At 66.9% G+C, this 25,486-nt stretch carries 21 protein-coding genes; 12 read left to right on the forward strand and 9 right to left on the reverse strand.

Annotated features, from left to right (window positions below; translation table 11 throughout):
* The first annotated feature begins 10 nt into the window (after positions 1 to 10).
* The 9 genes from E8M01_RS03590 to E8M01_RS03630 all read left to right on the forward strand — a co-directional run bounded on the left by E8M01_RS03590 (position 11) and on the right by E8M01_RS03630 (position 9,599).
* Entirely contained in the window at positions 11 to 1,144 is a 1,134-nt protein-coding gene (locus E8M01_RS03590) for an ABC transporter substrate-binding protein (RefSeq protein ID WP_136964431.1), read from the forward strand.
* Between the two features lie 18 nt (positions 1,145 to 1,162).
* A complete protein-coding gene (locus E8M01_RS03595) occupies positions 1,163 to 2,050 on the forward strand; it encodes a branched-chain amino acid ABC transporter permease (protein WP_136958857.1) in 888 nt (295 codons plus the stop codon).
* Between the two features lies 1 nt (position 2,051).
* A complete protein-coding gene (locus E8M01_RS03600) occupies positions 2,052 to 3,038 on the forward strand; it encodes a branched-chain amino acid ABC transporter permease (RefSeq protein ID WP_215908854.1) in 987 nt (328 codons plus the stop codon).
* Positions 3,028 to 3,819: an ABC transporter ATP-binding protein gene (locus E8M01_RS03605; RefSeq protein ID WP_136958858.1), complete on the forward strand. Its 792-nt coding sequence runs from the start codon at positions 3,028 to 3,030 to the stop codon at positions 3,817 to 3,819. Before E8M01_RS03600 ends, E8M01_RS03605 begins: the two co-directional genes overlap by 11 nt.
* A gap of 10 nt (positions 3,820 to 3,829) precedes the next feature.
* Positions 3,830 to 4,549 carry an ABC transporter ATP-binding protein gene (locus tag E8M01_RS03610; protein WP_136958859.1) on the forward strand — a complete coding sequence of 240 codons (720 nt, stop codon included), beginning with the start codon at positions 3,830 to 3,832 and terminating at the stop codon, positions 4,547 to 4,549.
* Between the two features lie 108 nt (positions 4,550 to 4,657).
* Entirely contained in the window at positions 4,658 to 5,302 is a 645-nt protein-coding gene (locus E8M01_RS03615; RefSeq protein ID WP_136958860.1) for a hydrolase, read from the forward strand.
* Positions 5,303 to 5,460: 158 nt separating this feature from the next.
* Positions 5,461 to 5,757 (forward strand): putative quinol monooxygenase, encoded by a 297-nt coding sequence (locus E8M01_RS03620; protein ID WP_136958861.1) that lies wholly within the window; start codon positions 5,461 to 5,463, stop codon positions 5,755 to 5,757.
* A gap of 168 nt (positions 5,758 to 5,925) precedes the next feature.
* The gene (locus E8M01_RS03625; protein WP_170181760.1) at positions 5,926 to 7,239 is read left to right on the forward strand and encodes a patatin-like phospholipase family protein; all 1,314 of its coding nucleotides are present in this window, start codon (positions 5,926 to 5,928) and stop codon (positions 7,237 to 7,239) included.
* Positions 7,240 to 7,757: 518 nt separating this feature from the next.
* Complete coding sequence (locus E8M01_RS03630; RefSeq protein WP_136958863.1) at positions 7,758 to 9,599, forward strand: ABC transporter ATP-binding protein; 1,842 nt, start codon at positions 7,758 to 7,760, stop codon at positions 9,597 to 9,599.
* Positions 9,600 to 9,642: 43 nt separating this feature from the next.
* On the opposite strand, the gene E8M01_RS03635 is transcribed toward E8M01_RS03630, so the two are convergent.
* Complete coding sequence (locus tag E8M01_RS03635) at positions 9,643 to 10,287, reverse strand: PilZ domain-containing protein (protein ID WP_136958864.1); 645 nt, start codon at positions 10,285 to 10,287, stop codon at positions 9,643 to 9,645.
* 540 nt (positions 10,288 to 10,827) lie between these two features.
* Here E8M01_RS03635 and E8M01_RS03640 point away from each other — a divergent pair.
* Positions 10,828 to 11,520, forward strand: coding sequence for an SH3 domain-containing protein (locus E8M01_RS03640; protein ID WP_170181761.1), 693 nt, complete (start codon positions 10,828 to 10,830; stop codon positions 11,518 to 11,520).
* Between the two features lie 51 nt (positions 11,521 to 11,571).
* Here the strand turns inward: E8M01_RS03640 and E8M01_RS03645 are convergent, their stop codons facing one another.
* The 4 genes from E8M01_RS03645 to E8M01_RS03660 form a co-directional block, all read right to left on the reverse strand.
* Positions 11,572 to 11,958: a ribosomal maturation YjgA family protein gene (locus E8M01_RS03645; protein ID WP_246088584.1), complete on the reverse strand. Its 387-nt coding sequence runs from the start codon at positions 11,956 to 11,958 to the stop codon at positions 11,572 to 11,574.
* Positions 11,959 to 12,087: 129 nt separating this feature from the next.
* A complete protein-coding gene (locus tag E8M01_RS03650; protein WP_136958867.1) occupies positions 12,088 to 13,749 on the reverse strand; it encodes an amidohydrolase in 1,662 nt (553 codons plus the stop codon).
* Between the two features lie 64 nt (positions 13,750 to 13,813).
* Positions 13,814 to 15,400: an ABC transporter substrate-binding protein gene (locus tag E8M01_RS03655; protein ID WP_136958868.1), complete on the reverse strand. Its 1,587-nt coding sequence runs from the start codon at positions 15,398 to 15,400 to the stop codon at positions 13,814 to 13,816.
* A gap of 61 nt (positions 15,401 to 15,461) precedes the next feature.
* Positions 15,462 to 16,841 (reverse strand): aspartate aminotransferase family protein, encoded by a 1,380-nt coding sequence (locus E8M01_RS03660; RefSeq protein WP_136958869.1) that lies wholly within the window; start codon positions 16,839 to 16,841, stop codon positions 15,462 to 15,464.
* Between the two features lie 126 nt (positions 16,842 to 16,967).
* Here E8M01_RS03660 and E8M01_RS03665 point away from each other — a divergent pair, with 126 nt between their 5' ends.
* Positions 16,968 to 17,753, forward strand: a complete 786-nt coding sequence (locus tag E8M01_RS03665; RefSeq protein WP_136958870.1) for an IclR family transcriptional regulator — start codon at positions 16,968 to 16,970, stop codon at positions 17,751 to 17,753.
* Between the two features lie 79 nt (positions 17,754 to 17,832).
* Complete coding sequence (locus E8M01_RS03670; RefSeq protein WP_170181762.1) at positions 17,833 to 19,128, forward strand: isoprenylcysteine carboxylmethyltransferase family protein; 1,296 nt, start codon at positions 17,833 to 17,835, stop codon at positions 19,126 to 19,128.
* 87 nt (positions 19,129 to 19,215) lie between these two features.
* Here the strand turns inward: E8M01_RS03670 and rpoD are convergent, their stop codons facing one another.
* From rpoD to E8M01_RS03690, 4 genes are all read right to left on the reverse strand, one after another.
* Positions 19,216 to 21,213 (reverse strand): RNA polymerase sigma factor RpoD, encoded by a 1,998-nt coding sequence (gene rpoD, locus E8M01_RS03675; RefSeq protein ID WP_136958872.1) that lies wholly within the window; start codon positions 21,211 to 21,213, stop codon positions 19,216 to 19,218.
* Between the two features lie 221 nt (positions 21,214 to 21,434).
* On the reverse strand, positions 21,435 to 23,375 hold the full coding sequence (gene dnaG, locus E8M01_RS03680) for a DNA primase (protein WP_136958873.1): 1,941 nt from the start codon (positions 23,373 to 23,375) through the stop codon (positions 21,435 to 21,437).
* An 83-nt stretch (positions 23,376 to 23,458) separates the two neighbouring features.
* On the reverse strand, positions 23,459 to 24,133 hold the full coding sequence (locus tag E8M01_RS03685; protein ID WP_246088585.1) for a DUF2189 domain-containing protein: 675 nt from the start codon (positions 24,131 to 24,133) through the stop codon (positions 23,459 to 23,461).
* A gap of 383 nt (positions 24,134 to 24,516) precedes the next feature.
* Positions 24,517 to 25,449: a LysR family transcriptional regulator gene (locus E8M01_RS03690; RefSeq protein ID WP_170181763.1), complete on the reverse strand. Its 933-nt coding sequence runs from the start codon at positions 25,447 to 25,449 to the stop codon at positions 24,517 to 24,519.
* Between the last annotated feature and the right edge of the window lie 37 nt (positions 25,450 to 25,486).

A 25,486-nucleotide genomic window follows, 5' to 3' on the forward strand; every position in this document is an offset into this window, starting at 1 on the left:
GCGCGTAGTGATGGCGAAGCTTCTGGCCGGTGCGGCCTTGATGACGATCGGTGCGACGGCGGGCGTCATGCCGGCCCGGGCCCAGGCGCCCACCGGCGAGCCGATCACCATCGGCGCCATCCTGTCGATCACCGGGCCCGTCGCCGGCGTCGGCCAGCCGGAGCGCGACGGCGTCCTGCTCGCCGAGCGCGCGGTCAACGAGGCCGGCGGCATTGCCGGCCGGCCGCTCAAGGTGCAGATCGAGGACGACGCGTCCAACCCGGATACCGCCGTTTCCAAGGCCAATGGGCTGATCCGGGTGTCGCGCATCCGCGCCCTGATCGGCTCGAGCAATCTCGCCGCAACCGTCGCCATCGGCGGCCTGACCGATCCGATCCGTCTGCCGCATGTGGCGCTGTCCGGCATCGGGCCGGCGGTGGAGGCAAGGCGCACTTGCGTGATGCACCTCCTGGCACCGCAGGAATTGAACGCACGGGCGGCGCTGACCTATGCCCGCGACGCCTTGTCGGCGAAGCGCGTCGGCGTTCTGCACGATTCCGGCTACGGTCAGGCAGTCGCCAACAGCCTCAAGGCGGTGGCCGCTGAATATGGCATCGAGCTGGTCCAGATCGAGAAATTCGAGATCGGCGCGACCGATGTCAGCGCCCAGGCCGCCAAGGTCAAGGCCGCCGGGCCGCAGGCGGTGATCGTCGTCGCCTCCTCGGCGACGCCGTTTCGCAACGTCCATGACCTGCGCATGGGCGTGCCGGTCATCGCCAGCATCGCCTCTTCGTCCTATGAATATGTCCGTGCCATGGGCGAAGCCGCCGAGGGTGTCGTCTTCGCCGAGTTCCTGGTGGCGGAAGATCCCCTGCCGCATCAGGCCGATTTCGTCCGGCGCTTCCAGGCCGCCTATGGCCGGCTGCCGAAGAACTACGAGGCGGCGGGCTTCGACGCGGTCAACCTGATCGCCAAGGTGATGGCCGAGGCCGGCGCCAATGCCGACAATGCGGCGATCTGCACGGCCTTGCGCAAGCCCTTTCAAGGCGTGCTGGCGCGCTACGACTTCTCCGCTCCCGACATGACCGGCATCAAGCTCACGAGCTTCACCTATTCGCAGGTTCGCGGCGGGCGGTTCGAGCGCCTCGCCTTCCGTCCGCAATGACGCCGAGGAAATAGTCCTATGTCGCTCGCACTCGTCATCCAGGCGGTTCTCGCCGGACTGACCAATGGCTTCGTCTACGCCCTGGTTGGCCTTGGCATCGCCACCGTGTTCAAGGGCAGCCGCACCATCAATGTCGTACAAGGCGAGTTCGTCGTCATCGGCGCTCTGGTCGCGGTCGGGCTGATCGAGCTCGCCGGCCTGCCCTACCCGGCCGCGGCGTTCGTCGGCCTCGCCTTCGGCGGCCTGGCGGGCGGCGCGATCGAGGCCTGTTTCATCCGGCCGATGATCCGCCGCCGGGCGGGCGAGGAGGGCATGCTGCTGGTCTCGATCGGGCTTGCGGTGGCGACCTCGGCCGCCGTCCTGTTCGTCGCCGGGCGCGGCTCCTATCTGCTGCCGGCGGTCGGCGGCAATGCGGTGGTCGATATCGGCGGCGCCGTCGTCCGCGTCCACGCCCTGTTCCTGATCGGCTTCGGCGCCGTCCTGGTCGGCGCGCTCGCGCTGTTCTTCCGCCGGACACCGCTCGGCCTGTCGATGATGGCGGCCGCCCTGGAGCCCGATGGCGCCACCGTCATCGGCATCGATGTCGAGCGCATGCGCCAGGCGACCTTCGTGCTCGGCGGCGTGCTGGGCGCGACGGCCGGCATCCTTGTCGCGCCGCTGACCGAGGTGAATTACCAGATGGGCCTTGCCCTGACCCTCAAGGGCTTCGCCGCGGCGGTGCTCGGCGGCCTCGCCAATCCGCTCGGAGCAGTTGCCGGCGGCCTGTGCATCGCGCTGGTCGAGTCCTTCGGCATCGTCTTCATCGCGTCCGGCTACAAGAACGTCTTCGCGATGTCGGTGCTGATCCTGGTCATGCTGCTTCTGCCCAATGGCCTCATCGGCCGGGCCAAGCGCGCGGGAGGCTGACATGACCCACACTTCCCTTCGCATGCTCGCGCTTGCCGCCTGCCTCGCCGTCGGCCTTGCGCTGCCCTTCGTCGCGCCGCTACCGCTGGTCGACCGCCTGGTCTTCGCCGCCATATACGGCATAGCCGGGCTCGGTGTCGGGCTGCTGCTCGGCCAGTGCGGCATCCTCAACCTGGCGCAGGCGTTGTTCTACGGCATCGGCGCCTATGCGACCGCCTATGCCTCGGTCGAACTCGGCTGGCCGCCGGCCGCCGGCTTCGCCGCGGGCCTCGCGGTCTCGGGCGCGCTGGCCTTCGCCATCGGCTGGCCGACGCTCCGGCTGAACGGCTATTTCCTGGCGCTCGCGACGCTGGCGCTCGGCATTGCCGGCCACGAACTGTTCTTCGAGTGGGATTGGCTCACCGGCGGCACCTTCGGAATTGGCGGCATTCCGCCGATCCGCCTGGCCGGGTTGCCGTTCAACACGCCGGAGACTTTCTACTACATTGCCTGGGCGGTCTTCCTGGCGGCGCTGTTCCTGGCGCGCAACCTTATCGCCTCGCGCAACGGCCTCGCCATGCAGGCGATGCGCGATGCGCCCGACGCCGCCGCCGTGCTCGGCATCGACATGCACCGGCTGAAAGCCAAGATGTTCGTCGTCAGCGCCATGCTCGGCGCCGTCGCCGGCTCGCTGTTCGCCCATTATGTCGGCTTCGTCAGCGTCCAGAGCTTCGGTGTCGAACGCTCCATCCAGTTCCTGCTCATCCCGGTCGTCGGCGGCGCCCGCTCGCTCGTCGGCATGGCCGTCGGCGCGATCTTCATCGCCCTGGTGCCTGAACTGCTCAGTCATTTCGGTGAGATCCACCACGTGCTGTTCGGGCTGGCGCTGGTCGCGGTGGTCATCATCTGCCCGGACGGTATTGCCGGACTGTGGCAGGGCCTGCGCGCCAGGATCGCGGCGCCGAGGACCGCCGAGGCGTCGACGAAGGAGCCGAACCATGCGGCATGACCCGGCAAATCCCGTCGCGCCGGCCGGCGCGCCGCTTCTCGCCATCGGCGGCATCGCCCACAGCTTCGGCGGTTTCAGCGTGCTGCGCGACGTCTCGATCGGCGTCGGCGCCGGCCGCATCGTCGGCCTGCTCGGCCCGAACGGATCCGGCAAGACCACCCTGTTCAACATCATTTCCGGCTTCCTGACGCCAGGCGCCGGCTCGCTCTCTTTCGATGGGCGGGAAATCACCCGCCTCGACGTGCAAGCGCGTTCGCGCCTCGGCATCACGCGCACCTTCCAGACCCCGAAAGTGTTCGAGAGTCTGTCGACGCGCGACAACGTGGCGCTCGGTTTCTACAAGCAGACCGGCGCCGGCGTGGTCGAGAGCCTGATCGGCTCGGCCAGGTCGCGCCGCGAGATGGCCGACATCCGCGAGCGCTCCAGCGCGCTGATGACCCGCTTCAATCTCGCCGCGCTCGCCGATGCTCCGGCCGCACTTCTGACCGCCGGTCAAAGGCGCAATCTGGAAATCGCCCGGGCGCTTGCCGGCGCGCCGAAGCTGCTGATGCTCGACGAACCGTCGACCGGCTTGACCCGCGACGAGGCCGACGCGCTCGGCCAGGCGCTGAAGTCGCTCGGCAATGACGCGGTGACGGTGTTCGTGGTGTCCCACGACATGGAGTTCATGCGCATCGTCGACGTCGCCCATGTCCTCTATTTCGGCGAGATCATCGCCTCCGGCGACATGCGGACGGTTCAGGCCGACCCCAAGGTCCGGCAGATCTATCTTGGAACCTGAGGAGGACCGCATGCTCCAGGTGGACCGCATTTCCGCCCGCTATGGCCCCCTGTCGATCCTGCGCGAGGTCAGCCTTGGCGTCGGCGCCGACGAGGTCGTCGGCCTCGTCGGCGCCAATGGCGCCGGCAAGACGACGCTGGTGCGCGTGCTCGCCGGCCTGCTGCGCGCGAGCGCCGGCAAGATGACCTTCGCCGGCCGGGATATCTCGGCGGAAGCGGGCCATCGGCGCGCCGGCGCCGGCATTGCGTTCGTGCTCGATAACCGGGCACTGTTCGGCGAACTCACCGTCAAGGAGAACCTGGCGCTCGCCGAGCGCCGGGGGCGGCGCCTCGGCCGACCGGACGGCATGTTCAGCCAGGACGAAATTCTAGAACTGTTTCCGGTCGCCGCGGAGCGCTACCATGCCCCGGTCCAATTGCTCAGCGGCGGCCAGCAGCAGATGGTCGCCATTGCCCGCGCCCTGCTCCTTCGCCCACGTCTCCTGGTCATGGACGAGCCCTCCGCCGGCCTGGCCCCGCTGATCGTCAAGCACGTGATCGAGGTGCTGCACCGGCTGAAAGGCCGCGGCATGGGCATCCTCGTCGCCGAACAGAACGTGCGGCTGATCGCCGATGTCGCCGACCGCGGCTACGTCATGGCGCTCGGCCGGATCGTCCATGAGGTCAAGACCGGCGACTGGCCGGATTTCCTGACCGACCAGCGGCTGGTGAACGCCTATCTCGGCGGCTGACGAGAGCCGCCATCAATCCGGCACGGCCCAGGTTCGCCGCCGTGCCGATTTCGGGAACACCTGTCCCGACACGCAAGCGCGAGCGCCCGACCAGAAAGGCAACGCACCATGACCAGCGAAACCATTCGCGACCCCGTCAAGGATCGCCTGCTGACCCCGCAGAATTCAGCTTTCATCATCATCGACTATCAGCCGGTTCAGGTGAATTCGATCGCTTCGATGGACCGGCAGTTGATGATCAACAACATCGTCGGCGCATCCAAGGCAGCCGTCGCCTACGGCCTGCCGATCGTCCACTCGACGGTGAACGTCAAGACCGGCCTGAACAAGCCGCCGATCCCGCAGATCCGCAAGGCGCTCGACAAGATCCCGACCTATGATCGCACGACGATCAATTCCTGGGAGGACGTCGAATTCCGCCAGGCGGTCGAGAAGACCGGCCGCAAGAAGCTGGTCATGACGGCGCTGTGGACCGAAGCCTGCTTGACCTTCCCGGCCCTCGACGCGCTTGCCGAAGGCTACGAGGTCTATGTCGTGGCCGATGCCGTCGGCGGAACCTCGCTCGCAGCCCATGAGGCCGCGCTGCGCCGCATCGAGCAGGCGGGCGGAAAGATGATCAGCGTGCCGCAGCTCTTCTGCGAGTTGCAGCGCGACTGGAAACGCCAGGAAACGGTGCCGGCCTTCATCAACCTGTTCATCGAGACCGGCGGCACCGCCGGCATCCAGTTCTCCTACGACCGGACCGAAGCCTGAGCCAACGTGGCGGCGCCCAAACGCCGCCACGCCTCAATCCGCGGCGGGCCAGCCGGATCGCCGCACCAGATTGCCGCTGATGCTGCCCGGGAATACGGCGGCCCGGTCCAATGCGGACCGCGCCGCCGTCGCCGGACCATTTCCAGAGGATCGAGCCAATGAGCGAACTCTTCGTGATTGTCGTTCTGAACGCCAAGGCCGGTCGCGAGCAAGAGCTGCGCCGCGACCTGGTCGCCGTCGTCGAACCGTCGCGCAACGACGAAGGCAACCTTCGCTACGAGGTATTCGTCGACCAGGATGATCCAGGCCGGTTCGTGTTCTTCGAACACTGGGCCGACCAGGCCGCGCAGGCCAGGCACCACTCCGAGACCGACCATATCCGCCATTTCCAGGAGAACGGCGCCGCCAACGTGGAAAAGATCGAGATCTTCTACAAGCTGGATCGCATCGCCTGAGCGCCTGTGCCTTCGGTGTCGTCGCCGGCGCGCGTCACCGGCGACGTCATGATGCCGCATCCGGCTGGACGGTTCGGCGAAGGCCACACATATGTCCTTGCAGGCGGCGGCAGGGCGACCAAAAGGCTCCTGCCACCCGGTGCTGTAACTCTCGACCGGGAGGGCGGCATGCGCGATGTCCGAGGCGGAGGCTCGACGATCCGGGCGATCTGCGCGGCCTTGGGCCTTGCGGCCGCCGCGCTCCAGGCTGGCTGCATAACCCCCGCCCATCGCGCCGTGATACCCGAAGGATTGCTGCCGTCCGCACGCGTCGAGGCCGTCCGGAGCGCCAGGTTCTGGGGTGACGAAGTGACCCCGGAGATCCAGCTGGCGATTGCCGAACAGTACCGGCAAGTCCGGGACGCCGCGCGCGCGGGCACCCGCGTCGGGTCCACCGGGAAGGCCGATTTCCTTGCCATTTCGGGGGGCGGCGCGGACGGCGCCTTTGCCGCCGGGCTCCTCACCGGATGGAGCAGAAGCGGCAACCGTCCGGCATTTGAGGTTGTCACCGGGGTCAGCACCGGGGCGCTCGCCGCACCGTTCGCATTCCTTGGCCCGGATTACGATCCGCAACTCGCGCAGATCTATACAGCCTATGGCGACCGGGATATTTTCCATGACCGCGGGCTGCTTGGACTGGCCGGCAATGGGCTCTACGACCCGGCCCCGCTTCGCGGCCTCATCCGGCATTACATGACCGAGACGGTGCTTGACCGCATTGCCGTCGAATATCGCCTTGGCCGCCGCCTGCTTGTCCAGACGACCAATATCGATGCCCAGCGGCCGGTCATTTGGGACCTCTCCGCGATCTGCGCCGGCGCCCGCCCGGATCGCCGCGATCTTGTCGTGAACATCCTGCTCGCTTCGGCCGCCATCCCGGCGATCTTTCCGCCCGTGCGCGTCACCGTCCTGGCCAATGACGGACGGCGATATGACGAGCTCCACGTCGATGGCGGTGTTGTCGCACAGGTCTTTTTCGCGCCTCCGCAGATCCGCCTGGCCGATTACGAGCAGGCGACGTTCGGCCAAACCAGATCGAGGACGCTCTACGTGATCCGCAACGGCCGGCTGCAACCGGCCTATGACGTAACCCAGGAAAACACGATGGCGGTTGCGCGCCGTTCGATCGATACCTTGACCAAATACCAGGGCATTGCCGATCTCAGCAGGCTGGAACGTCTCGCGCGAATTGGACGCGCAAGACTGGTCTACACGGCCATTCCATCGGGCTTCAATCTCCGGCCGGCATCGGAATTCGACAGGGCCTATATGCGCCGGCTGTTCGAGGTCGGTCATGACGCTGGACGTTCAGGCGCATGGATGGTGGGGCCCCCGACGACACCGGTCCTGGCGGACCCCCGGTCGACCACCCGTCGGCAGTCTTTGGGTCGCCTCGGTGTCGTGCGCGAGGCCTTGCAAAGGCTTGCAGCCAAAGCCCAGTGAAATCTTCGCACGGCACGTTCGGCGCTCGGGCAATGGCCGGGACAGACGGCCGCCGGAGGGCGATACGGTGGTCGTCGCGCTCAATCTCGCGGTTGTGCTGCCGCTTGCCTGATCGCCCAGCACCCGGAGGCGCGGCCGGCGGCATCCGGGCATCGAAGGGTGTCACTCGCGCCGCCCGCCCGGACGACCCATGCTGACCGAAAAGCCACACTGCGACATCGCATGCACTCGGGCCGGTTGCAGGCGGCCCGATTGCCTGTTATTTAGGCGTCCTCTTCACGTCGAACCAGGGAGATCTGCATGCCGTCAATGCCTTTGCTTTTCATCCCTGGTCACCCGGCCCGATCGCGTTAGGTCGGCGACCCGCCGGTCCGCGCAGGACCGGCCTGGCCTCAAAGGGTCTTCGTGAACCGAGCCGCCCATAGCGTGGCTCCCCTCCCCTGATCGAACGGCGCGCTCGGCTTCGGCCCGCGCACCTTTCATCCATGGAGCCGGCGTCGAAGACGCCGGAACACCGCATGTCTGCCAATTCGAACCGTCGGCCGGACGCACTCCGGACCGTCTTGCCCTTCGTCTTTCGCCATTGGGGCCAGGAAAAACTGCTGGTCGGCGGCATTGCCGGCATGATCACGCTGGCAACGCTTGCCGACGTGTTCCTGCCCTTGTTCGCCGGCCGGCTGATCGACGCCCTGTCCAATGCCGCCTTGAGCCGCGAGGCGGCGCGCGACGCCGCGATCTCGGCCTTCCTCACCATGGCAGGGCTCGGCGCCGTCATGGTGGCCTTGCGCCACATTGCCTGGAGCTGGGTCATTCCCCTGACGCTCAGGGTCATGTCGCGGCTGGTGCAGAACGGCTTCCACCGGGTCCAGCGCCTGTCGACCGATTGGCACGCCAACAGCTTCGCCGGCTCGGTCGTGCGCCAGATCACCCGCGGCATGTGGGCGCTCGACACGCTCAACGACACGCTGCTGCTGGCGCTGCTGCCCTCGCTCGTCGTGCTGGTCGGCACCATGATCCTGCTCGGCCTGCACTGGCCCGTGCTGGGGCTGGTCATTGCGGTCGGCACGGTCGCCTATATCGCCATGACGATCATGTTCTCGACCCGCTATATCGCGCCGGCGGCCAAGCGTTCCAACGCCATGGACACCAGGCTCGGCGGCGTGCTGGCCGATGCGCTCGCCTGCAATGCCGTGGTGAAGGCCTTCGGCGCCGAGGCGCGCGAGGACCGGCGGCTGGCGCGTGCGGTCGACAAATGGCGTGGCCGCACCACCCGCACCTGGACCCGCTACACGGTGAGCGGCACGGTGCAGCTGGTGGCGCTGCTGGTCATTCGCACCACCGTCACCGCGCTCGCGCTGTGGCTGTGGTGGAACGGCCATGCCACGCCCGGCGAGGTGACCTATGTGCTGACCACCTACTTCGTCGTGCACGGCTATCTGCGCGACATCGGCATGCACATCAATCACCTGCAGCGCTCGGTCAACGAGATGGAGGAACTGGTCGCGATCCACGCCCAGCCGCTCGGCGTCGCCGACCGGGCCGATGCCGTGCCGATCCGCATCGGCGCCGGCGAGGTCAGGTTCGACACCGTGACCTTCCACTATGGCAACCATCCGACCCCGCTCTATGACCACCTCTCGGTGACCATTGCGGCGGGCGAGCGGGTTGGCCTGGTCGGTCATTCCGGTTCGGGCAAGACCACCTTCGTCAAGCTGATCCAGCGGCTTTACGACGTGCAGGGCGGGCGCATCGCCGTTGACGGCCAGGATCTGGCCGGCGTGACGCAGGCTTCGCTCCGCTCGCAGATCGCCATCGTCCAGCAGGAACCGGTGCTGTTCCACCGCACGCTCGCGGAGAACATTGCCTATGCCCGGCCGGGCGCCTCGATGGAGGCGATCGAACGGGCGGCACGGCTCGCCAATGCCCATGGCTTCATCGAGCGCCTGCCGGCCGGCTATCAGACGCTGGTCGGCGAGCGCGGCGTCAAGCTCTCGGGCGGCGAGCGGCAGCGGGTGGCGCTGGCGCGCGCCTTCCTGGCCGATGCGCCGATCCTGATCCTGGACGAGGCGACCTCCAGCCTCGATTCGGAATCGGAGGCGCTGATCCAGGAGGCCATGGAGCGGCTGATGCGCGGACGAACCGCCATCGTCATCGCCCACCGGCTGTCGACGGTCCGCACGCTCGACCGGATCATGGTCTTCGACCATGGCCGCATCGTCGAACAGGGCACCCACGCCGGCCTGCTGGCCGGCGAGGAGGGCATCTACCGCCGCCTGTTCGAGCGCCAGTCCGGCGCCGATCTGTTCGGTGTCGAGCCGGGCGAGACCGTGGCGCGGACCGAGGACGAGGCGGCGGAGTGAGGTGAAGCAGGCCGGCCGGCGACTCGGGTTGCCGGCCGGACTGTCACAGCCGCATCAGACGATGCGGCAGGGTTTCGAGATCCTGGGTCTCGGCGAACTCGATGGCGAAACCCTCGGCGAAACGGCGCCGAACCCGTCCGACCACCGTGCCGATCGCGATCGGCGTGCCGATATCGGGCACCATGTCGGCCGAAACCGCGACGCCCGAGATCGACATGTCGATGACCAGGCAGGTCGACGTGGTGCCGTCGACCAGCGTCAGGGTCGAATAGGGCCTGCGCGGCACGATCCGCTTATATCGCCGCGAATCCGGGATATCGTGGTTCTTGTGATCCTCGAGCCAGGCGAGCTTGGCGGCCAGCCTGGCGCGTTCGGCCGGGGTGCCCGAAATGGTCATGACGAAGCCGCGCTCCATCAGCCGGGCGATCGTGCCCTCGAGTTTGCCGAACTGGCCGAAATAGGCGATCACCCGCTCGCCGACCGGGCCGCTGACCGGTGCCGCCAGCATCATGCCCTGGGCCGACATGTTGAGCGCCCGGCAGGCGAACTCGCGGCGATTGCCGTGATCGTCGCGCTTCGACCCCAGCATATAGCGTCCGGCAATATTGGTGATGACCCGAACGTCGCGCCGGCGCTCGAAATCGACCACCTCGGCAAATCGGCGCTGCAACATGGACACGGACGGCATCGGGCGGACTCGGGGGGACGGCCGGCATTCACGCAATCGGACGCATTCGCATCTAATTGGAATCACTTTTGTTCCGGCTAAGAAAGAGCGTCGCTTTTTAATCAAATCGGCGGATTGCCAGCAGATGAGTGTCCGGCGAGCGTGCTTTTACCGTGGCCGGCCGCGACGACCCGCCAAGTTGGCCGGCGAAAGCTCGGTAATTCATAGAACAGCCGATATGACAGCCATATGCTACGGGAATGCCAACAGCTAAGTCTTGTCACTTACACCATCTGCCGCAACGGAACATCTGGTTCAATAGATACAACCGTACATTGAAGACATGAAATCTCTCGCCCGATCGCCGGGGCGGCCGGATGTTGCGGTGAGCCGCCGCAGGCGCTGCGATGCAGACGGTCCGCCCCATGGCCGCGTCGGGAACAATGGTTTGACACAGAGGTTGGCGATAAGGTGTGTCAGCGGCGCCCCTTGCTCGGCGCCGGGCAATGATAAGGAAGCATGCCCATGCGATTGCGACTGACAAGATGTCGACAGCTTGGAATGGTTGTCGCCAGCGCATTGTTCGCCGCACTGTTGTTCCCGGTCCCCGCCAGGGCGGCGGAAGCCGTCACCACGGCGGATGTCAATATGAGGGCCGGCCCGGGCACCCAGTTCGGCCGGGTCGCCACCCTTCCGGAGGGCGCCGGCGTCGATGTTCAAGGCTGCGACGGCAGCTGGTGCCGGGTGGTCTATCGCGGCATCGTCGGCTGGGTCTCGGGCAGCTATCTGCAGGGCCTGGACGGGGTGCCGGAGATTGCCCCGCCGGTCTATGAGCCGCCGCCGGTCTATATTCCGCCGCCGGTCTATATCCCGGGACCTGGTTACGGCCGGCCGCCGCACTGGCACCGGCCGCCGCACCGGCCGCCGGGTTGGGACCGCCCGCCGCACAGGCCGCCGGGCTGGGAGCGGCCGCCAGGCCGACCGCCGGGTTGGGAACGTCCGCCAGGTGGTGGCAGACCGCCCGGCTGGGAGCGCCCGCCAGGTGGTGGCAGACCGCCGGGCTGGGAACGCCCGCCAGGTGGTGGCAGGCCGCCGGGCTGGGAACGCCCGCCAGGCGGTGGCGGACGTCCGCCACCGGTCGTCCAGCCGCCCGTGGTGAGACCGCCGCCGGTGGTCCGGCCGCAGCCGCCGCAGGGCGGCGGTGGGCAGCGCCTGCCGAGGCCGGGCGCCTTCACCGGCCAGAGGCCGCAGTAAGATTGACGATGCGCGGCGGCCGGGACCCAAATCCCGGCCGTCGCTTTTTTCTCAGGTCCGTCGCAGAACAAGTCGGTCCAGCGCGGCCGCCGGCGCGATGCCGACGAGATAGGCGGCGATGTCGGTCCAGGCAAAATAGCGCCCGAGCAGCAGCACACCGATCCGGGTGGCGCGAAACTGGTCGAGCCAGCCGATCTGGATCAACTGGCTGAATTCACTGCCGATCGCAACGAGCGCCGCCAGTCCGGCCGCGACGGCTGGATGCGACTTCGGCGTGAGCATGGCCACGAGCCAATAGACCATGCCGCCCCACAGGATCGAGCCGGCATATTTCGCATAGAACGGCGCCAGGCCGAGCATCGGAGACCGGCAGGCGAGCCCGGCCGCGATCGTCGCGATGGCCAGCGTGGCGTAGAGGACGCGCGGCGAGCGAGGCAATGACATCTCCGGGTCACGACAGCAGGCCGAAGCCCGTGGGCGACATCCGGGTCAGCGTCAATGCCTTGGATTGAAATGCCGGCGATCAAGCGGCAAGGCTTGGATCCGGCACCCGGCACATCTCGCCAATCATATCTCGCCGTGAACCACCCGCCCTTCGAACAGGGTCGCCAGCACCCGCGTCGCCGCGATCTCTTCACCCGGTATGGCGAACAGGTCGCGATCGAGGACGACGAGATCGGCGGAATGCCCTGGTGCCAGCATGCCCGTCTCGGCGCCGAGCCCCATGGCGCGGGCCGGATTGCGGGTATAGAGCGGCAGCGCGGCCTTGAGATCGAGCGCCTGGTCGGGCCCGCAGGCGCCGGGATGCCGGCCCGAGGCATCGCGGCGCGTCACTATTCCGGAAAGGCTGACCCACGGGTCCGGCTCCTCGGCGACCGCCGGCCAGTCCGTCCCGGTCGCCGCCAATGCGCCGGATCGCACGATGTCGCGGATCGGCCAGGCCCTGGCGAAGCGCGCCGGCCCGACCGCCCGCTCGTGGACGAGATTGGTCGCGCTTGGAAACCACAACGGCGGATTGAGATCGGCGATGACATTGAGCCTCGACAGCCGGGCAATGTCTTCGGCGCGGATGTAATTGCCATGCGAGAGCTGGTGCGCCGTCCCGCGCGTTCCACTCAGCCGCCGCACGCGCTCGACCGCATCGAGCATCATCTGGATCGCGCGATCACCGATGGCGTGAACCTTGACGCTCATGCCGCGGCGGTCGAAGGCGGCGATGCCGGCCGTCAGTTCGTCGAGGCATAACAGCGTTTCGCCGCGCTCCGGCGCCGCCTCGCCGGCGCCGGCCGGCGCATAAGGATCGATCATCGCGGCGGTGCGCAGCGACGGCACCCCGTCCAGGAAGATTTTGCCGAAATCGGCGCGCATGTGCCGGCCGCAAAGGTCGGCGCGCCGGTCGATCAGTGGGTCCGGCCAGGCGCTGCCGACGATATTGGCGACCGCCGGCAGGCAGAAGCCGGCCCAGGCGTCGAGCCCGCTGGCATCGTCGAGGGTCTTGAAGGCCCGCATCATCTCCGGCGAGGCCATGGCGTCGAGGAAACCGGTGATGCCGAAGCGGTTCAGCAGCGCGACCCCATGCCGGGCGGCGGCGACCTCCTCATCGGCGGTGAGCGCGGGAATGGCTTGCCGGACCAGCGTCGAGGCGGCCTCCAAGAGGTAACCGGTCGGCTGGCCGGTGCGGGCATCGCGGACGATCTCGCCATGCGGCGGATCGGGCGTAGCGGCCCCGATTCCCGCCAGTTCCAGTGCGCGCGAATTGGCGAAACGCGCATGGCCGCTGAGATGGGTCAGCACGACCGGATGGCCGTTGCTCACCCCGTCGAGCTGCCGCAGGGCGGTGAGATCTCGCATTCCGGCCTCGGCCACCCGGCTGAACGGACCGGCAATGATCCATGGCCGCGCGTCGGGTTTCGCCGCGGCGCTGCCGACCAGGTCAAGTATCGCGGCGAAAGGGCAGCCCGGCGGCAACCGCAACTCGAACAGCCGGCCAATGGCGCCGGAGAACAGATGGATGTGGAAGTCGATCAGGCCGGGCATGACCATTCGACCCTGCAGGTCGATCATTCGCGTGCCCCGCCCGGACCACTGCATGACATCCGGCAGCGCGCCGAGCGCCAGGATCCGGCCGCCGCCGATGGCGATCGCCTCGACCTCGGGGTGAGCGGGATCGAGCGTGTGGATCCGACCACCATGCAGCAGCTGGCTGGCCTTCGACATTTCAGCGGTCATGGCTTCCCCATCCCTGCCGGACGATAGGCCGGGCAACCGGCGTAGGCCCCGGCGTCGGCCGCTGTCAGACGCGCCGGCGCAGACCCCAGAACGCCGGGATTCCCTTGGGCAGATCGACAATGTTGCGCCGGATGGCGGTGCGCGTGCGGAACTGGCCGAGCGGGATATAGGGCACGCTGCGCCAGGCCTGTTCCTGCAAGGCGCGGCAGACGCTTTGCTGGCCGGCCAGGTCAGGGGCGTCGAACCAGGCGGTCCGCAGCCGCTCGATCTCGGCATCCTTCAGCCAGCCACCAGCCGCATTGCCGTCGCCGCGCAGCGTCACGCTGACCGCCGGATTCAGCATGTCGTAGCCCGACCAGGTGCCGACGAAGGCGCTCCAGCCGCCGCGGTCCACCGGCTGGTTGCTGGCGCGGCGCTGCATGACCGTGCCCCAGTCGGTGGAGATATAGTCGACATTCATGCCGATGCGGCTGAACATGGCCTGGGCCACTTGGCTCATCGCATTGATGGCGGGGATGTCGGACGCCCCCATCAGCACGATGCGTTCGCCCTTGTAGCCGGCGGCGGCAAGCGCGCGCTTGACCCGTTCGGGATCGCGCGGCCCGCTCAGCACCTCCATGCCGGTGTCGGCCGCCATGGGCGTACCGGGGGTGAACAGGCCGACCTTGTCGTTCCACAGCGCGCGATCGTCGCCCGCCACTGCCATCATATATTCCGACTGGTCGACGGCGCCGAGAACCGCGCGCAGGATGGCCGGATTGTCGAACGGCGGGTTCGCGTGGTTGATGCGGATGACCCCGATCGAACCGGTCGAATCGATGGTCTCCAGCGCAATGTTCCTGTTGCGTGCCAGCAAAGGCAGGAGATCGGAGCTCGGGGCTTCCCACCAGTCGACCTCGCCCGCCTGCAACGCGGCGGCCGCCGTTCCCGCATCGGGGACGGTGCGCCATTCGACACGGTCGAAATGGACATGTTTGCCGCCGGCGAGGAACCGCGACGGCCCCGGCGCGGGGACATATTTGTCGAACCTGGCATAGGCCGCGGACGAGCCGGCGACACGCTCGCCGGCGAGGAACCGGAACGGTCCGCTGCCGACCATGTCTGTCACCTGCTTCTGCGGCGGCGTCTCGGCGAGCCGCTCGGGCATAATGCAGAGCATGTTCGGACTGGCCTTGCCGAGCGCCATCGGCAGCAGCGGAAACGGCCGCTTGAGCCGGAACTCGATCAGCGTGTCGGATGGCGCGGAGACCGCGTCGGTCAGCGCCATCAATGTGCGGCCAACGGAATCGGTCTGGCCCCATCGGCGGATGCTGGCGACGCAGTCGCGCGCCAGCACCGGGCTGCCGTCATGGAACACCAGGCCGTCGCGCAGCGTCAGCTGCCAGCGTGTGCCGTCATCGGTGACCTGATGGCCCGCCACCATTTGCGGCTGCGGCTGGAACTGATCGTCGATCCCGTAGAGCGTGTCGAAGACCATGCAAGCATGGTTGCGGGTCACATAGGCCAGCGTCCAGACCGGATCGAGGATCGCCAGGTCGGCATTGGGAATGAAACGCAAGGTCCGGACCGCCTGCGCCGCACCGAGACGGGGCGCGGCCAGGCTTGCCAGTCCGCCGCCAATGCCCTGCAAGACATGTCGCCTGTTCGGCATGGAAGCCCCCTCTTGTTGATCCACGATCGTGACGGGACGCGTCTGGCTCTCCGTCCCTGGCTCAGCCGAAACCGCCGGCAACCCAGGCCTGGGTCTCGTCCAGGCTCTCGGCGACCGCGCTGAGAATGACGTCGATCTCCGCGTCCTCGATGATCAAAGGCGGCGACAGCATCAGCGCGTCGCCGAGCCCGCGCAGCAGAACCCCACGCCGGTGAATCGCGCCGGCGAGATGGCCCGCGACCTTGCGCTCGGCCGGGAATGGCTTGCGCGCCGCCTTGTCCATGGTCAGTTCGATCGCCGCCATCAGCCCGACGCCGCGAACCTCGCCCACCAGGCGATGATCCGACAATCGGCGGAGCCCGTCCTGCAGGCGCGGCGCGACGCGGCGCACGTGGCCGACAATGTCGCGCTCGCGATAGATGGCGAGCGTTTCGCGCGCGACGGCTGCGCCGACGGGATGTCCGCCATAAGTGAAGCCGTGCGAGAAATTGCCCAGCTTGTCGCTCTCCGCCAGCATGGCGTCGTAGATCGCCTGCGACACCAGCGTGGCCGAGATGGGGAAATAGGCCGCCGACAGCCCCTTGGCGCAAGTGACGATGTCGGGCTTGATGCCATAGGTCTGGCTGCCCCACATGTTGCCGGTGCGGCCGAAACCGCAGATCACCTCGTCGGCGATGATGAGGATATCGTGGCGTCGCAGGACCGCCTGCACGCGCTCGAAATAGGTTCGCGGCGGCACCACCACGCCGCCCGTGCCCATCACCGGCTCGGCGATGAAGGCGCCGATCGTCTCCGGCCCTTCCCGCTCGATGACCTCCTCGAGTTCGGCTGCCAGCCGGGCCGCGAAATCCTCCTCGGTCTCGCCGGCCAGGCCCTCGCGATAATGGTGCGGACAGGTCACGTGGACGACGCCGGCCAGCGGCAGGTTGAAGTCCTGATGCATGTTGGCGAGTCCGGTCAGGCTCGCCGAGGCGATCGTCGTGCCGTGATAGCTGCGGCGGCGGGAGATGATCTTGCGCTTCTCCGGCCGGCCGATCGCATGGTGGTAATACCAGACGAGCTTCATCGCCGTGTCATTGGCTTCCGAACCGGAACAGGCGAACAAGGCCTTCGACATGGGCGCCGGTGCCATGCCGACCAGTTCGGCCGACAGTTCCACCACCGGATCGAACGAGCGGTGAGCGAAGGTCTGCATATAAGGCAGCCGGCGCATTTGCCGCGTCGCCGCGTCGACCAGCCGCGTTTCGCTGAAACCGAGCGAGGCGCACCACAGGCCCGCCATGCCCTCGAGCAGCCGCTTGCCGTCGGCGTCGACCACATAGACGCCGTCGCCGCGTTCGATCAGCAGCGGCCCTTCCGCCTCGTGCCGCCGGAGATTGGTCTGCGGGTGGATGTGATGGGCAATGTCGCGTGCGAAGGGAGAGTTGAGATCAGCTGACATCGACCGTCACCGCTTGAGCCATCCTGATCAGGAGGATGGAAGCGCTGGTCATCTGTTGTCAAATATGAAATTGACTTTCACGTGTTGTTTATATAGCAACACATAGACCAGAATGAAGGACGTCGCATGAAGACCGCCCACAAGACGATCCGGCTGTTGCGGCAGTTCACCGCGCAAGAACCCGACCTCGGAGTCAGTGACCTTGCCCGTCGCCTCGACATGGACCGGTCGGGCGTCCATCGCATTCTGCAGACCCTGGTGGCGGAGAACTTCGTCGAGCAGGATCCGCAGACGCGGCTTTACCGGCTCGGGCTCGGCGTTCTCGACCTGGCGGCGGTCCGGATCAGCCAGCACGGCCTCCTGCCGATCGCCCTGCCCTATCTCGATCGTCTGCGCGACGAGACCGGCGAGACGGTGGCCCTGCTGGTGCCGGACCGAAGCGATGCCGTCTGCATCGCGGTGGTCGAAAGCCGCCATTCCGTGCGGGTGGGTTATGATGTCGGCGAGCGCATCCCGCTGCATGGGTCGGCCGGCGGCCAGGCATTGCTCGCCCACATGGCGGATGATGCCTTCGAGGCCTATTGCGCGGCTGGCCTGACGCGCTTCACGGCGCGGACGATCACCGAACGCGACATGTTGCGGACGACCCTCGACGAGATCCGCCGGCGCGGTTTCGCCTGGGCCCAGGACAGCTATATCGAGGGCGTGCTGAGCGCCGCGGCACCCGTGCTGGACCCGAAACAGCGCATCGCCGGATCGATCGCCGTGGCCGGACCGGCGCAACGCCTGTCGGTCGAGACATTGCCCGAGATCGCCGCCGCGGCGCTGCGGGTGGCCAATGCCGTCACCGCGGAATGGGCCGGGCTCAACGGCGCGGGAACCCAGGCCCGTATTGGCCTCAGGCCGGGCTGACCGGCATTTCTCATCCAATGGCGCAAGGCGATCGTACAACCATCAGTACCCAGCCCGTTCTCGGGAGATCGCCTCGCCGATGTTCGCCCCCGGTCCGCACCCCGTGGCCAAGGCGCTTGCAGCGCCGGTCCTGCCGCCCTCGGCGACGCGGCAGTGGATCAGCCTGTCCGGCCTGGTCGTGCTCGTCGGCGTGTTGAGCCTGCTCAAGGCCGTCGCCTGGCAGGATGGCATCACCGCCATGCTCCTGCTGGTTGGAGCCATCGCCCTGCCGATCATCGCGCTCGAATGGTGGACGCGGGTGCCGGAGGCCCCACCGGCGCTGCCGGCCGATGCCGGACAGCAGCCGGCCCGCATCGCGATCAAGCTCACCGGCCTTGGCGCGACCTATGCCGCCATCGCCACGCTCTACTGGATGCTGCCGGTCTATCGTGACGGCCAGGCCGATGTTCTGCTGGCGCTCGTCCGTCACCTTGCCGTGCCGGTCGCGGTGATCACGCCCTTCTACGTCTGGCTCACCGACACGCGTCAGGGCGAACCGCGCGATGGCTGCTACATGGCCGGCCTCGCGGTGCTCGGCCGCTGGCCGGAGGTCGACCGCACCATGGTCCGCCAATATGCGCTGGGCTGGCTGGTCAAGGCCTTTTTCCTGCCGATCATGGTCGAGGCCGCGCATCATGACCTCACATGGTTCCTGACAGTCGACCTCGGCGCGGCGTTTCGGGCCCATGCCTTCGGCTGGTACGAGATCGCCTACCGGTCGCTCTATTTCGTCGAGGTTCTCTGGGCCGGGGCCGGCTATTTCCTCACCTTTCGCCTGTTCGACAGCCATATCCGCTCGACCGAGCCGACGACCGCGGGCTGGCTCGTCTGCGTGCTGTGCTACGCGCCGATCTGGTCGATGATGTCGCGCAACTATTTCGCCTATGAGACCGGCACGACCTGGGGCATCTGGCTTGCCGACATGCCGCAGGTGAAGCAGTGCTGGGCCTTGGCCATCATCGCCCTGCTCGCGGTCTATGCCTGGGCGACGATTTCATTCGGCGTCCGCTTTTCCAACCTGACCCACCGCGGCATCCTGACCAACGGCCCCTACCGCCTGACCAAGCACCCGGCCTATCTCAGCAAGAACCTGTCATGGTGGCTGATCTCGGTGCCCTTCGTCACCGAGGCCAGCGGCGCCGAGGCGCTCCGGCACAGCCTGCTGCTCGCCGGCGTCAACCTGATCTATTATTGCCGTGCCAAGACCGAGGAGCGGCACCTGTCGCGTGATCCGACCTATGTCGCTTATGCCGCCTGGATCGCCGAGCATGGCCTGGTCGCCCGGGCCATGCGTTTCGGCAGGCAGATGCGCTGGACCGCGCCGCGGCCCCTTTGACTCGAGACAAAAAAATGCCCGGCGCGAGGCCGGGCATCGTGAGAACGGACGAACCGCCGGACCAGGCCCGGCGGGCGATAGGACCGGTCAGTTGTCGAGGAACGACCGGAGCTTGCGCGACCGCGACGGGTGCTTCAGCTTGCGGAGCGCCTTGGCCTCGATCTGACGGATGCGCTCGCGGGTCACCGAGAACTGCTGGCCAACCTCTTCCAGCGTGTGGTCGGTGTTCATGCCGATGCCGAAGCGCATGCGCAGCACGCGCTCCTCGCGCGGCGTCAGCGAGGCCAGAACCCGCGTGGTGGTCTCGCGCAGGTTCGACTGGATCGCCGCGTCGATCGGCAGGATGGCATTCTTGTCCTCGATGAAATCGCCGAGATGCGAATCCTCCTCGTCGCCGATCGGCGTTTCCAGGCTGATCGGCTCCTTGGCGATCTTCAGGACCTTGCGCACCTTTTCCAAGGGCATGCCGAGCTTCTCGGCCAGCTCTTCCGGGGTCGGCTCGCGGCCGATCTCGTGCAGCATCTGGCGCGAGGTGCGGACGATCTTGTTGATCGTCTCGATCATGTGCACCGGGATGCGGATGGTGCGGGCCTGGTCGGCGATCGAACGGGTGATCGCCTGCCGGATCCACCAGGTGGCATAGGTCGAGAACTTGTAGCCGCGGCGATATTCGAACTTATCGACCGCCTTCATCAGGCCGATATTGCCCTCCTGGATCAGATCCAGGAACTGCAGGCCGCGATTGGTGTATTTCTTGGCGATCGAGATGACCAGGCGCAGGTTGGCCTCGACCATTTCCTTCTTGGCCTGGCGCGCCTCGCGCTCGCCCTTCTGCACCATCTGGACGATCTTGCGGAATTCGCCGATCTCCAGCGCGGTTTCGGTGGCCAACGCCTGAATCTCGGCGCGGATCTCCTTCACCGTATCCTTTTCGGAGGCGACGAAATCCTTCCAGCCGCGCGCGCCGAGCGAGGCGACGCGGCGGATCCAGTTCGGGTCGAGTTCGGAACCCTGATATTCCTTGATGAACGACAGGCGGTCGACGCCATAGCTTTCGGCCAGGCGCAGGAGCCGGCCCTCATAACCGACGAGGCGCTTGTTGATGTCGTAGAGCTGCTCGACCAGCGCATCGATGCGCGCCTGGTTCAGCGACAGCGACTTGACGTGCAGCACCAGGTCTTCCGAGAGCTTCTTGGCCCGGCGTTCCTGGCTCGGCGACAGCTTGGTGTCGTTCAGCCGGTTCTCGACATTCTGGTCCTGCAGCCGGCGCAGCTTCTTGTACTCGTCGGCGATCATGTCGAAGATCTCGAGGACCTTCGGCTTCAGCTCGGCTTCCATGGCCGCCAGCGACACGGCATTTTCCATGTCGTCTTCGTCTTCGAGATCCGCCTCGGTGACGCCGGGCGGCAGGCCCTCGCCGTCACCTTCCGGCGCGATCGGGGCCTCGCCCTCGGTCACCACGGGGGCATTTTTGGCGTCCGGGCCGGCATAGGTCGCTTCGAGATCGATGATGTCGCGAAGGTAGATTTTTCCTTCGTTCAGCTCGTCGCGCCAGATGATGATGGCCTGGAAGGTCAGCGGGCTCTCGCAGAGACCCGCGATCATTGCCTCGCGGCCGGCCTCGATGCGCTTGGCGATGGCGATTTCGCCCTCGCGCGACAAGAGCTCCACCGAGCCCATTTCGCGCAGATACATGCGCACCGGGTCGTCGGTGCGGTCGAGCGGCTCGGATGCCCGTTCGGATTTGACCACCGCCCGCGACGAGGCTTCGGTCATCTCGGTATCGGCTTCGTCGGCCTCGTCGGCCGCCGGCGCCTCACCCTCGCCTTCTTCCGCCGTATCCTCATTGTCGACGACATTGATGCCCATTTCACTGAGCATCGCATTCATGTCTTCGATCTGGTCCGAGGTGAACGAGGCCGCAGGCATGACCGCATTGATCTCGTCGATGGTCACATAGCCGCGCTTCTTGGCGCGCTTGATCATCGCACGGACACCGGCATCGGAGAGGTCCAGGAGCGGGCTGTCGGGAGCCTCGGTCTCCTGATCCGCGCCTTCCGTTTTCTCGGTTGCCTTCGTTGCCATTTCGTCGTCCATCGCTCGCCGGGGTGCTGACCCCGCATGGCGCGTCGGGGTGGGTTCAAGGCCCGCCGCAACGCCAAAAAAGGGGCGGCGCTCGCTTGGAGCGCGCCCCGACCGCTAGTGATTCGCTACCCTTAAGGCCTCTGTCCTTAAGCCCTCATGAACCATGACCCGCCGCCTCGTCTCCGCTGCGCGGTCCTGCCCGTCCGTCGTTCCAGGCCTGCTCATCCGGACCGACTCCCCCGCCCGGACGAATGACCGAACCCCTCGATCAGGGCTTCGGTACCAGTCAGCTCCGCTTCGCGACGTTTGACGTCGATCAGCCAGTGCTCATTCGCTTCCGTGGGGTCATCGCCGAAGGCACGCTCGGCATCCCTGATTTCCTTAATTAGCGCTTGCTTCTTGCGATGCAAGGTCAGGAGTTGGCCGAAGGTGACTTCGACGTCGATTCTCGCCGCGCCCGGCATGGCCCCCCAGACCGCGCTGGAGGTCGCAATAGCGCGGATTTGCTGGATTAGCGCACCATGCCCATGGGCCATGAGAGCCGATGCATAGGCAACCTGCTCTCCCTCGACGCCGTGCGCATGCACTTCCAACAAGGCAACTTTGAGGCTTTCCGCCTGTGGATGGCGAAAATCCAGCGCCGCGAGATCTTCCTCGGCGCCATCGATCAGCCAGGGGTGATTGAGCAGGGCCGTGAGAATCAGCGCCTCGCGCAGCGGCATCGAGGCGCGCGGGCCGCGCACCAGCGCGGAATTGGACAAGGACGGCGACGGCCGGTGATCGGGAACCGCGAAGCCGCCCTGGCCGAACCCGCCCTGGCCGCGAAAGCCGCCCTGCCCGCGAAAGCCGCCTTGCGGCCCGCCCTTGCCGGCTGAGCGCCGGTCGCGCTGCTGCGGCCGGAACAGATCGGACAGCCGGCCGAACACGTCGTCGCGATAGTGCCGCCGGACGTTCTCGTCGCCAATGGTGGCGACCACCTCGGTAAAACGCGCTTCCAGCGCGGCACGCTTTTCCGGGGTGCCGAAGACACCAGCCTCGGTCTCGCGCTGCCACAGCATGGAAGCGAGCGGCTGGGCCCGTTCCAGCACGGCATCGATGGCCTCCCGGCCGGAGGAGCGGATCAGGTCGTCGGGGTCCTGGCCCTCGGGCAGGCTGGCGAACATCAGGCTGCGGCCGGGCTTCAGGTGCGGCAGCGCGATATCGACGGCGCGATAGGCGGCGCGCCGGCCGGCCTTGTCGCCGTCGAACAGCAGGATCGGGTCCGGCGCCATGCGCCACAAGAGTTCGAGCTGGCCTTCGGTCAGCGCGGTGCCGAGCGGCGCCACCGTCTCGCCAAAGCCGGCCATGACCATGGCGATGACGTCGACATAACCCTCGACCGCGATGACCCGGCTGGTCTTGTGGCTGGGTTCGCGGGCGCCGAAGGCGTTGTAGAGCAGCGAACCCTTGTGGAAGAGCTCGGTCTCCGGCGAGTTCAGATATTTCGCCGGCACGTCCTTTTCCAGGGCGCGGCCGCCAAAGGCCACCACCCGGCCGCGCAGGTCGGTGATCGGGAACATCACCCGGTCGCGGAACCGGTCATAAGGAACCGGAATGCCGTCGCCATGAACCAGCAGGCCCGCCGCCACCATGTCGCCGACCGGCACGCCCTTGGCACCGAGATGTTCCTTCAAGGCGAAGCGCTCGGCCGGTGAATAGCCAATGCGGAACTTCACCTGGGTCTGCGGCCCCAGCGCCCGCCCGGCGAGATAGCCGCGCGCCTTCGCGCCCTGGCGATCCTGCAGCTGCGCCTCGAAGAATTTCGCCGCAAGCTCCAACACCTCGTAGAGGCTCTTGGCCTTCTCGGCGCGCTGAACCTCTTCCGCCGTCACCTTGGGCATCGGCACGCCGGCAAGCGAGGCCAGTTGTTCAACCGCCTCGGGGAACGACAGCCCCTCGGTCTCGATCACGAAACTGAACTGGTCGCCGTGCTTGCCCGACGAGAAGCAATGATAGAAGCCCTTCTGGTCATTGACATAAAAGGACGGCGTCTTCTCGGCGTTGAACGGCGACAGGCCGCGCCACTCGCGGCCCTGCTTCTTCAATTTGACGCGTTTTCCCACCACCTCCGACACGGGGAGGCGTTGCCGGATCTCGTCCAGGAATGACGGCGGAAAGCGCATGAACCCGTCTTAGCACTTCCGGCGCCTGGGAACGAAGCGGCCTGTGGGAAACCAGCCGCTTCGGCACTGGTGGCACAAGCCGGTTAACGCTCGATCAGCTTGCGATAGAGATGCCAGGTCGCGTGGCCCAGCACCGGCATGACGATGGCAAGCCCGACCAGCGCCGGGATCGAGCCCAGCACCAGGAGGGCGGCGACGATCAGGCCCCACAACGCCATGGTGGCCGGATTGGCCTTGACCGCCTGGAGCGAGGTCTTGATCGCCGTCGTGGCGTCGACATTGCGGTCGAGCAGCAGCGGGAACGAGACCACGCCGATCATCAAGGTGACCACGGCAAAGACGAAGCCAATGGCATTGCCGACGAGAATCAGCGTCCAGCCGGCCCGGCTGGTGAAGATCTCGCGGAAGAAATCGATCGGATCGCGCGGCACGTCGTCGCCGAACATGCTGCGATAGAGGATCAGCGCCACCCCGAGCCAGCACAGGAACAGCACCATCAGCACGCCGCCGAGTTCGGCGATGGCCGCGCGCGAGGGCGAATGCAGCACGTCGAAGGCATGGCGCCAGGAGGTGTCGAGCCCCTGCTCGCGCCGCCGGCTGATCTCATAGAGCCCGATCGCCGCGAAGGGCCCGATCAAGGCGAAACCCGCGGCCAGCGGAAACAGCATCGGCAGCACGTCGAAACCGACGGCGAGCCGGCCAAGATAGAGACCGGCGATCGGATAGATCAGGCAAAGGAACAGGAGATGGCTGGGCATGGCCCAGAAGTCATCGAGGCCTTTCGCCAAAGCGTCCTTCAGATCCGCCGGGACGATCCGTCGGATCGTCGGCGGCGCGACACTGACCGGAGCAACCGGCGCAGGCCCACCATCGGCGCGGGCGCGCAAGGATTTCGGAGAAGCTGCACGTGCTTTTGCCATGTCGTTTCACCCGACTTGGAGGCCGTTCAGGCCGTTCTTGCACTGCGGCAATGCGGACATTCACTTCCGCTGCCGCCAGCGTCGAGCCTGAACTCGGTATCACCGCTTGTACACCGGGACGAAAGGCTTGTCGCGTCAGGAGAGCACACGATGCGGCGGGGCCGGGCCGAAGTCTTGGGCCGAAGTCTTGGGCCGAAGTCTTAGGCCCCCTCGCCAAGACCTCACGGAACCGCGCGCAGCGCCTCCGTGCATTCTTTCATCATGCGCGGATACTCCTTGACGATGTGATCGATCAGCGCCCGCACCGCCGGCAGCAGGCCCTGCCGTGTGGTGAAGACCAGGTGGATCGTACCCATCGGCGCGGTCCAGCCGGGCAGGACCAGGACCAGCGCGCCGGCGTCGATCGCGTCATCGGCCACCTGCTCGGGCAGCAGCGCGACGCCCAGCCCCTCGATCGCCGCCTGTTTCAACATGGCGAAGCTGCTGCCGCTCAGCCGCGGTTCATGGGCGACCTCGACCTTGCGCCCGTCCGGATCGGTCAGGTGCCAGGTGTCCTGGACGAACTGTTCGGTGGACGACAGCGTCGGCACCAGGCCAAGCGTCTCGACGCCGATATGGCCGCCATGGCGGGCGATGAAATCAGGGCTTGCCACCAGCACCTGCCGGCTCTGGCCGAGGATCCGCATGGTCAGGTTCGGATCGGTGTCGAGCCGGGTTCTGACCCTCAAGGCGACGTCGACGCGCTCTTCGATCAGGTCGACCGGCCGGTTGGCGACCAGCATCTGCACCTTGACCTCGGCAAAGCGTTTCAGGAAGGCCGGCAGGATCCGCGCCATCAGGCTCTGCGCGATATCGGGCGGGCAAGCCAGCCGGACGATGCCGCGCGGCTCGGCGCGGGCCTTGGCGACCAGCGCCTCGGCAACCTCGACGCCAGCCAGCACCGACTGGCATTGCTGGTAGAATTCCTGGCCGATATCGGTCACCCGGAACCGCCGTGTCGAGCGCTCGATCAGCCTGACGCCAAGGCGCTGCTCGAGCCTGGCGACATGTTTGCTCAATTTGGATTTGGGGATGTCGAGCGCCCGGCCGGCCGGCGAAAAGCCCTTGTGCTGGACAACCGCGGCAAACAGATAGAGGTCGTTCAGGTCTTGCACCGGCTTCACTCCTGCCCTTGCGAGCGCCTTGCAGCGT

The organism is Phreatobacter stygius, from assembly GCF_005144885.1.
GTDB classification, from domain to species: domain Bacteria; phylum Pseudomonadota; class Alphaproteobacteria; order Rhizobiales; family Phreatobacteraceae; genus Phreatobacter; species Phreatobacter stygius.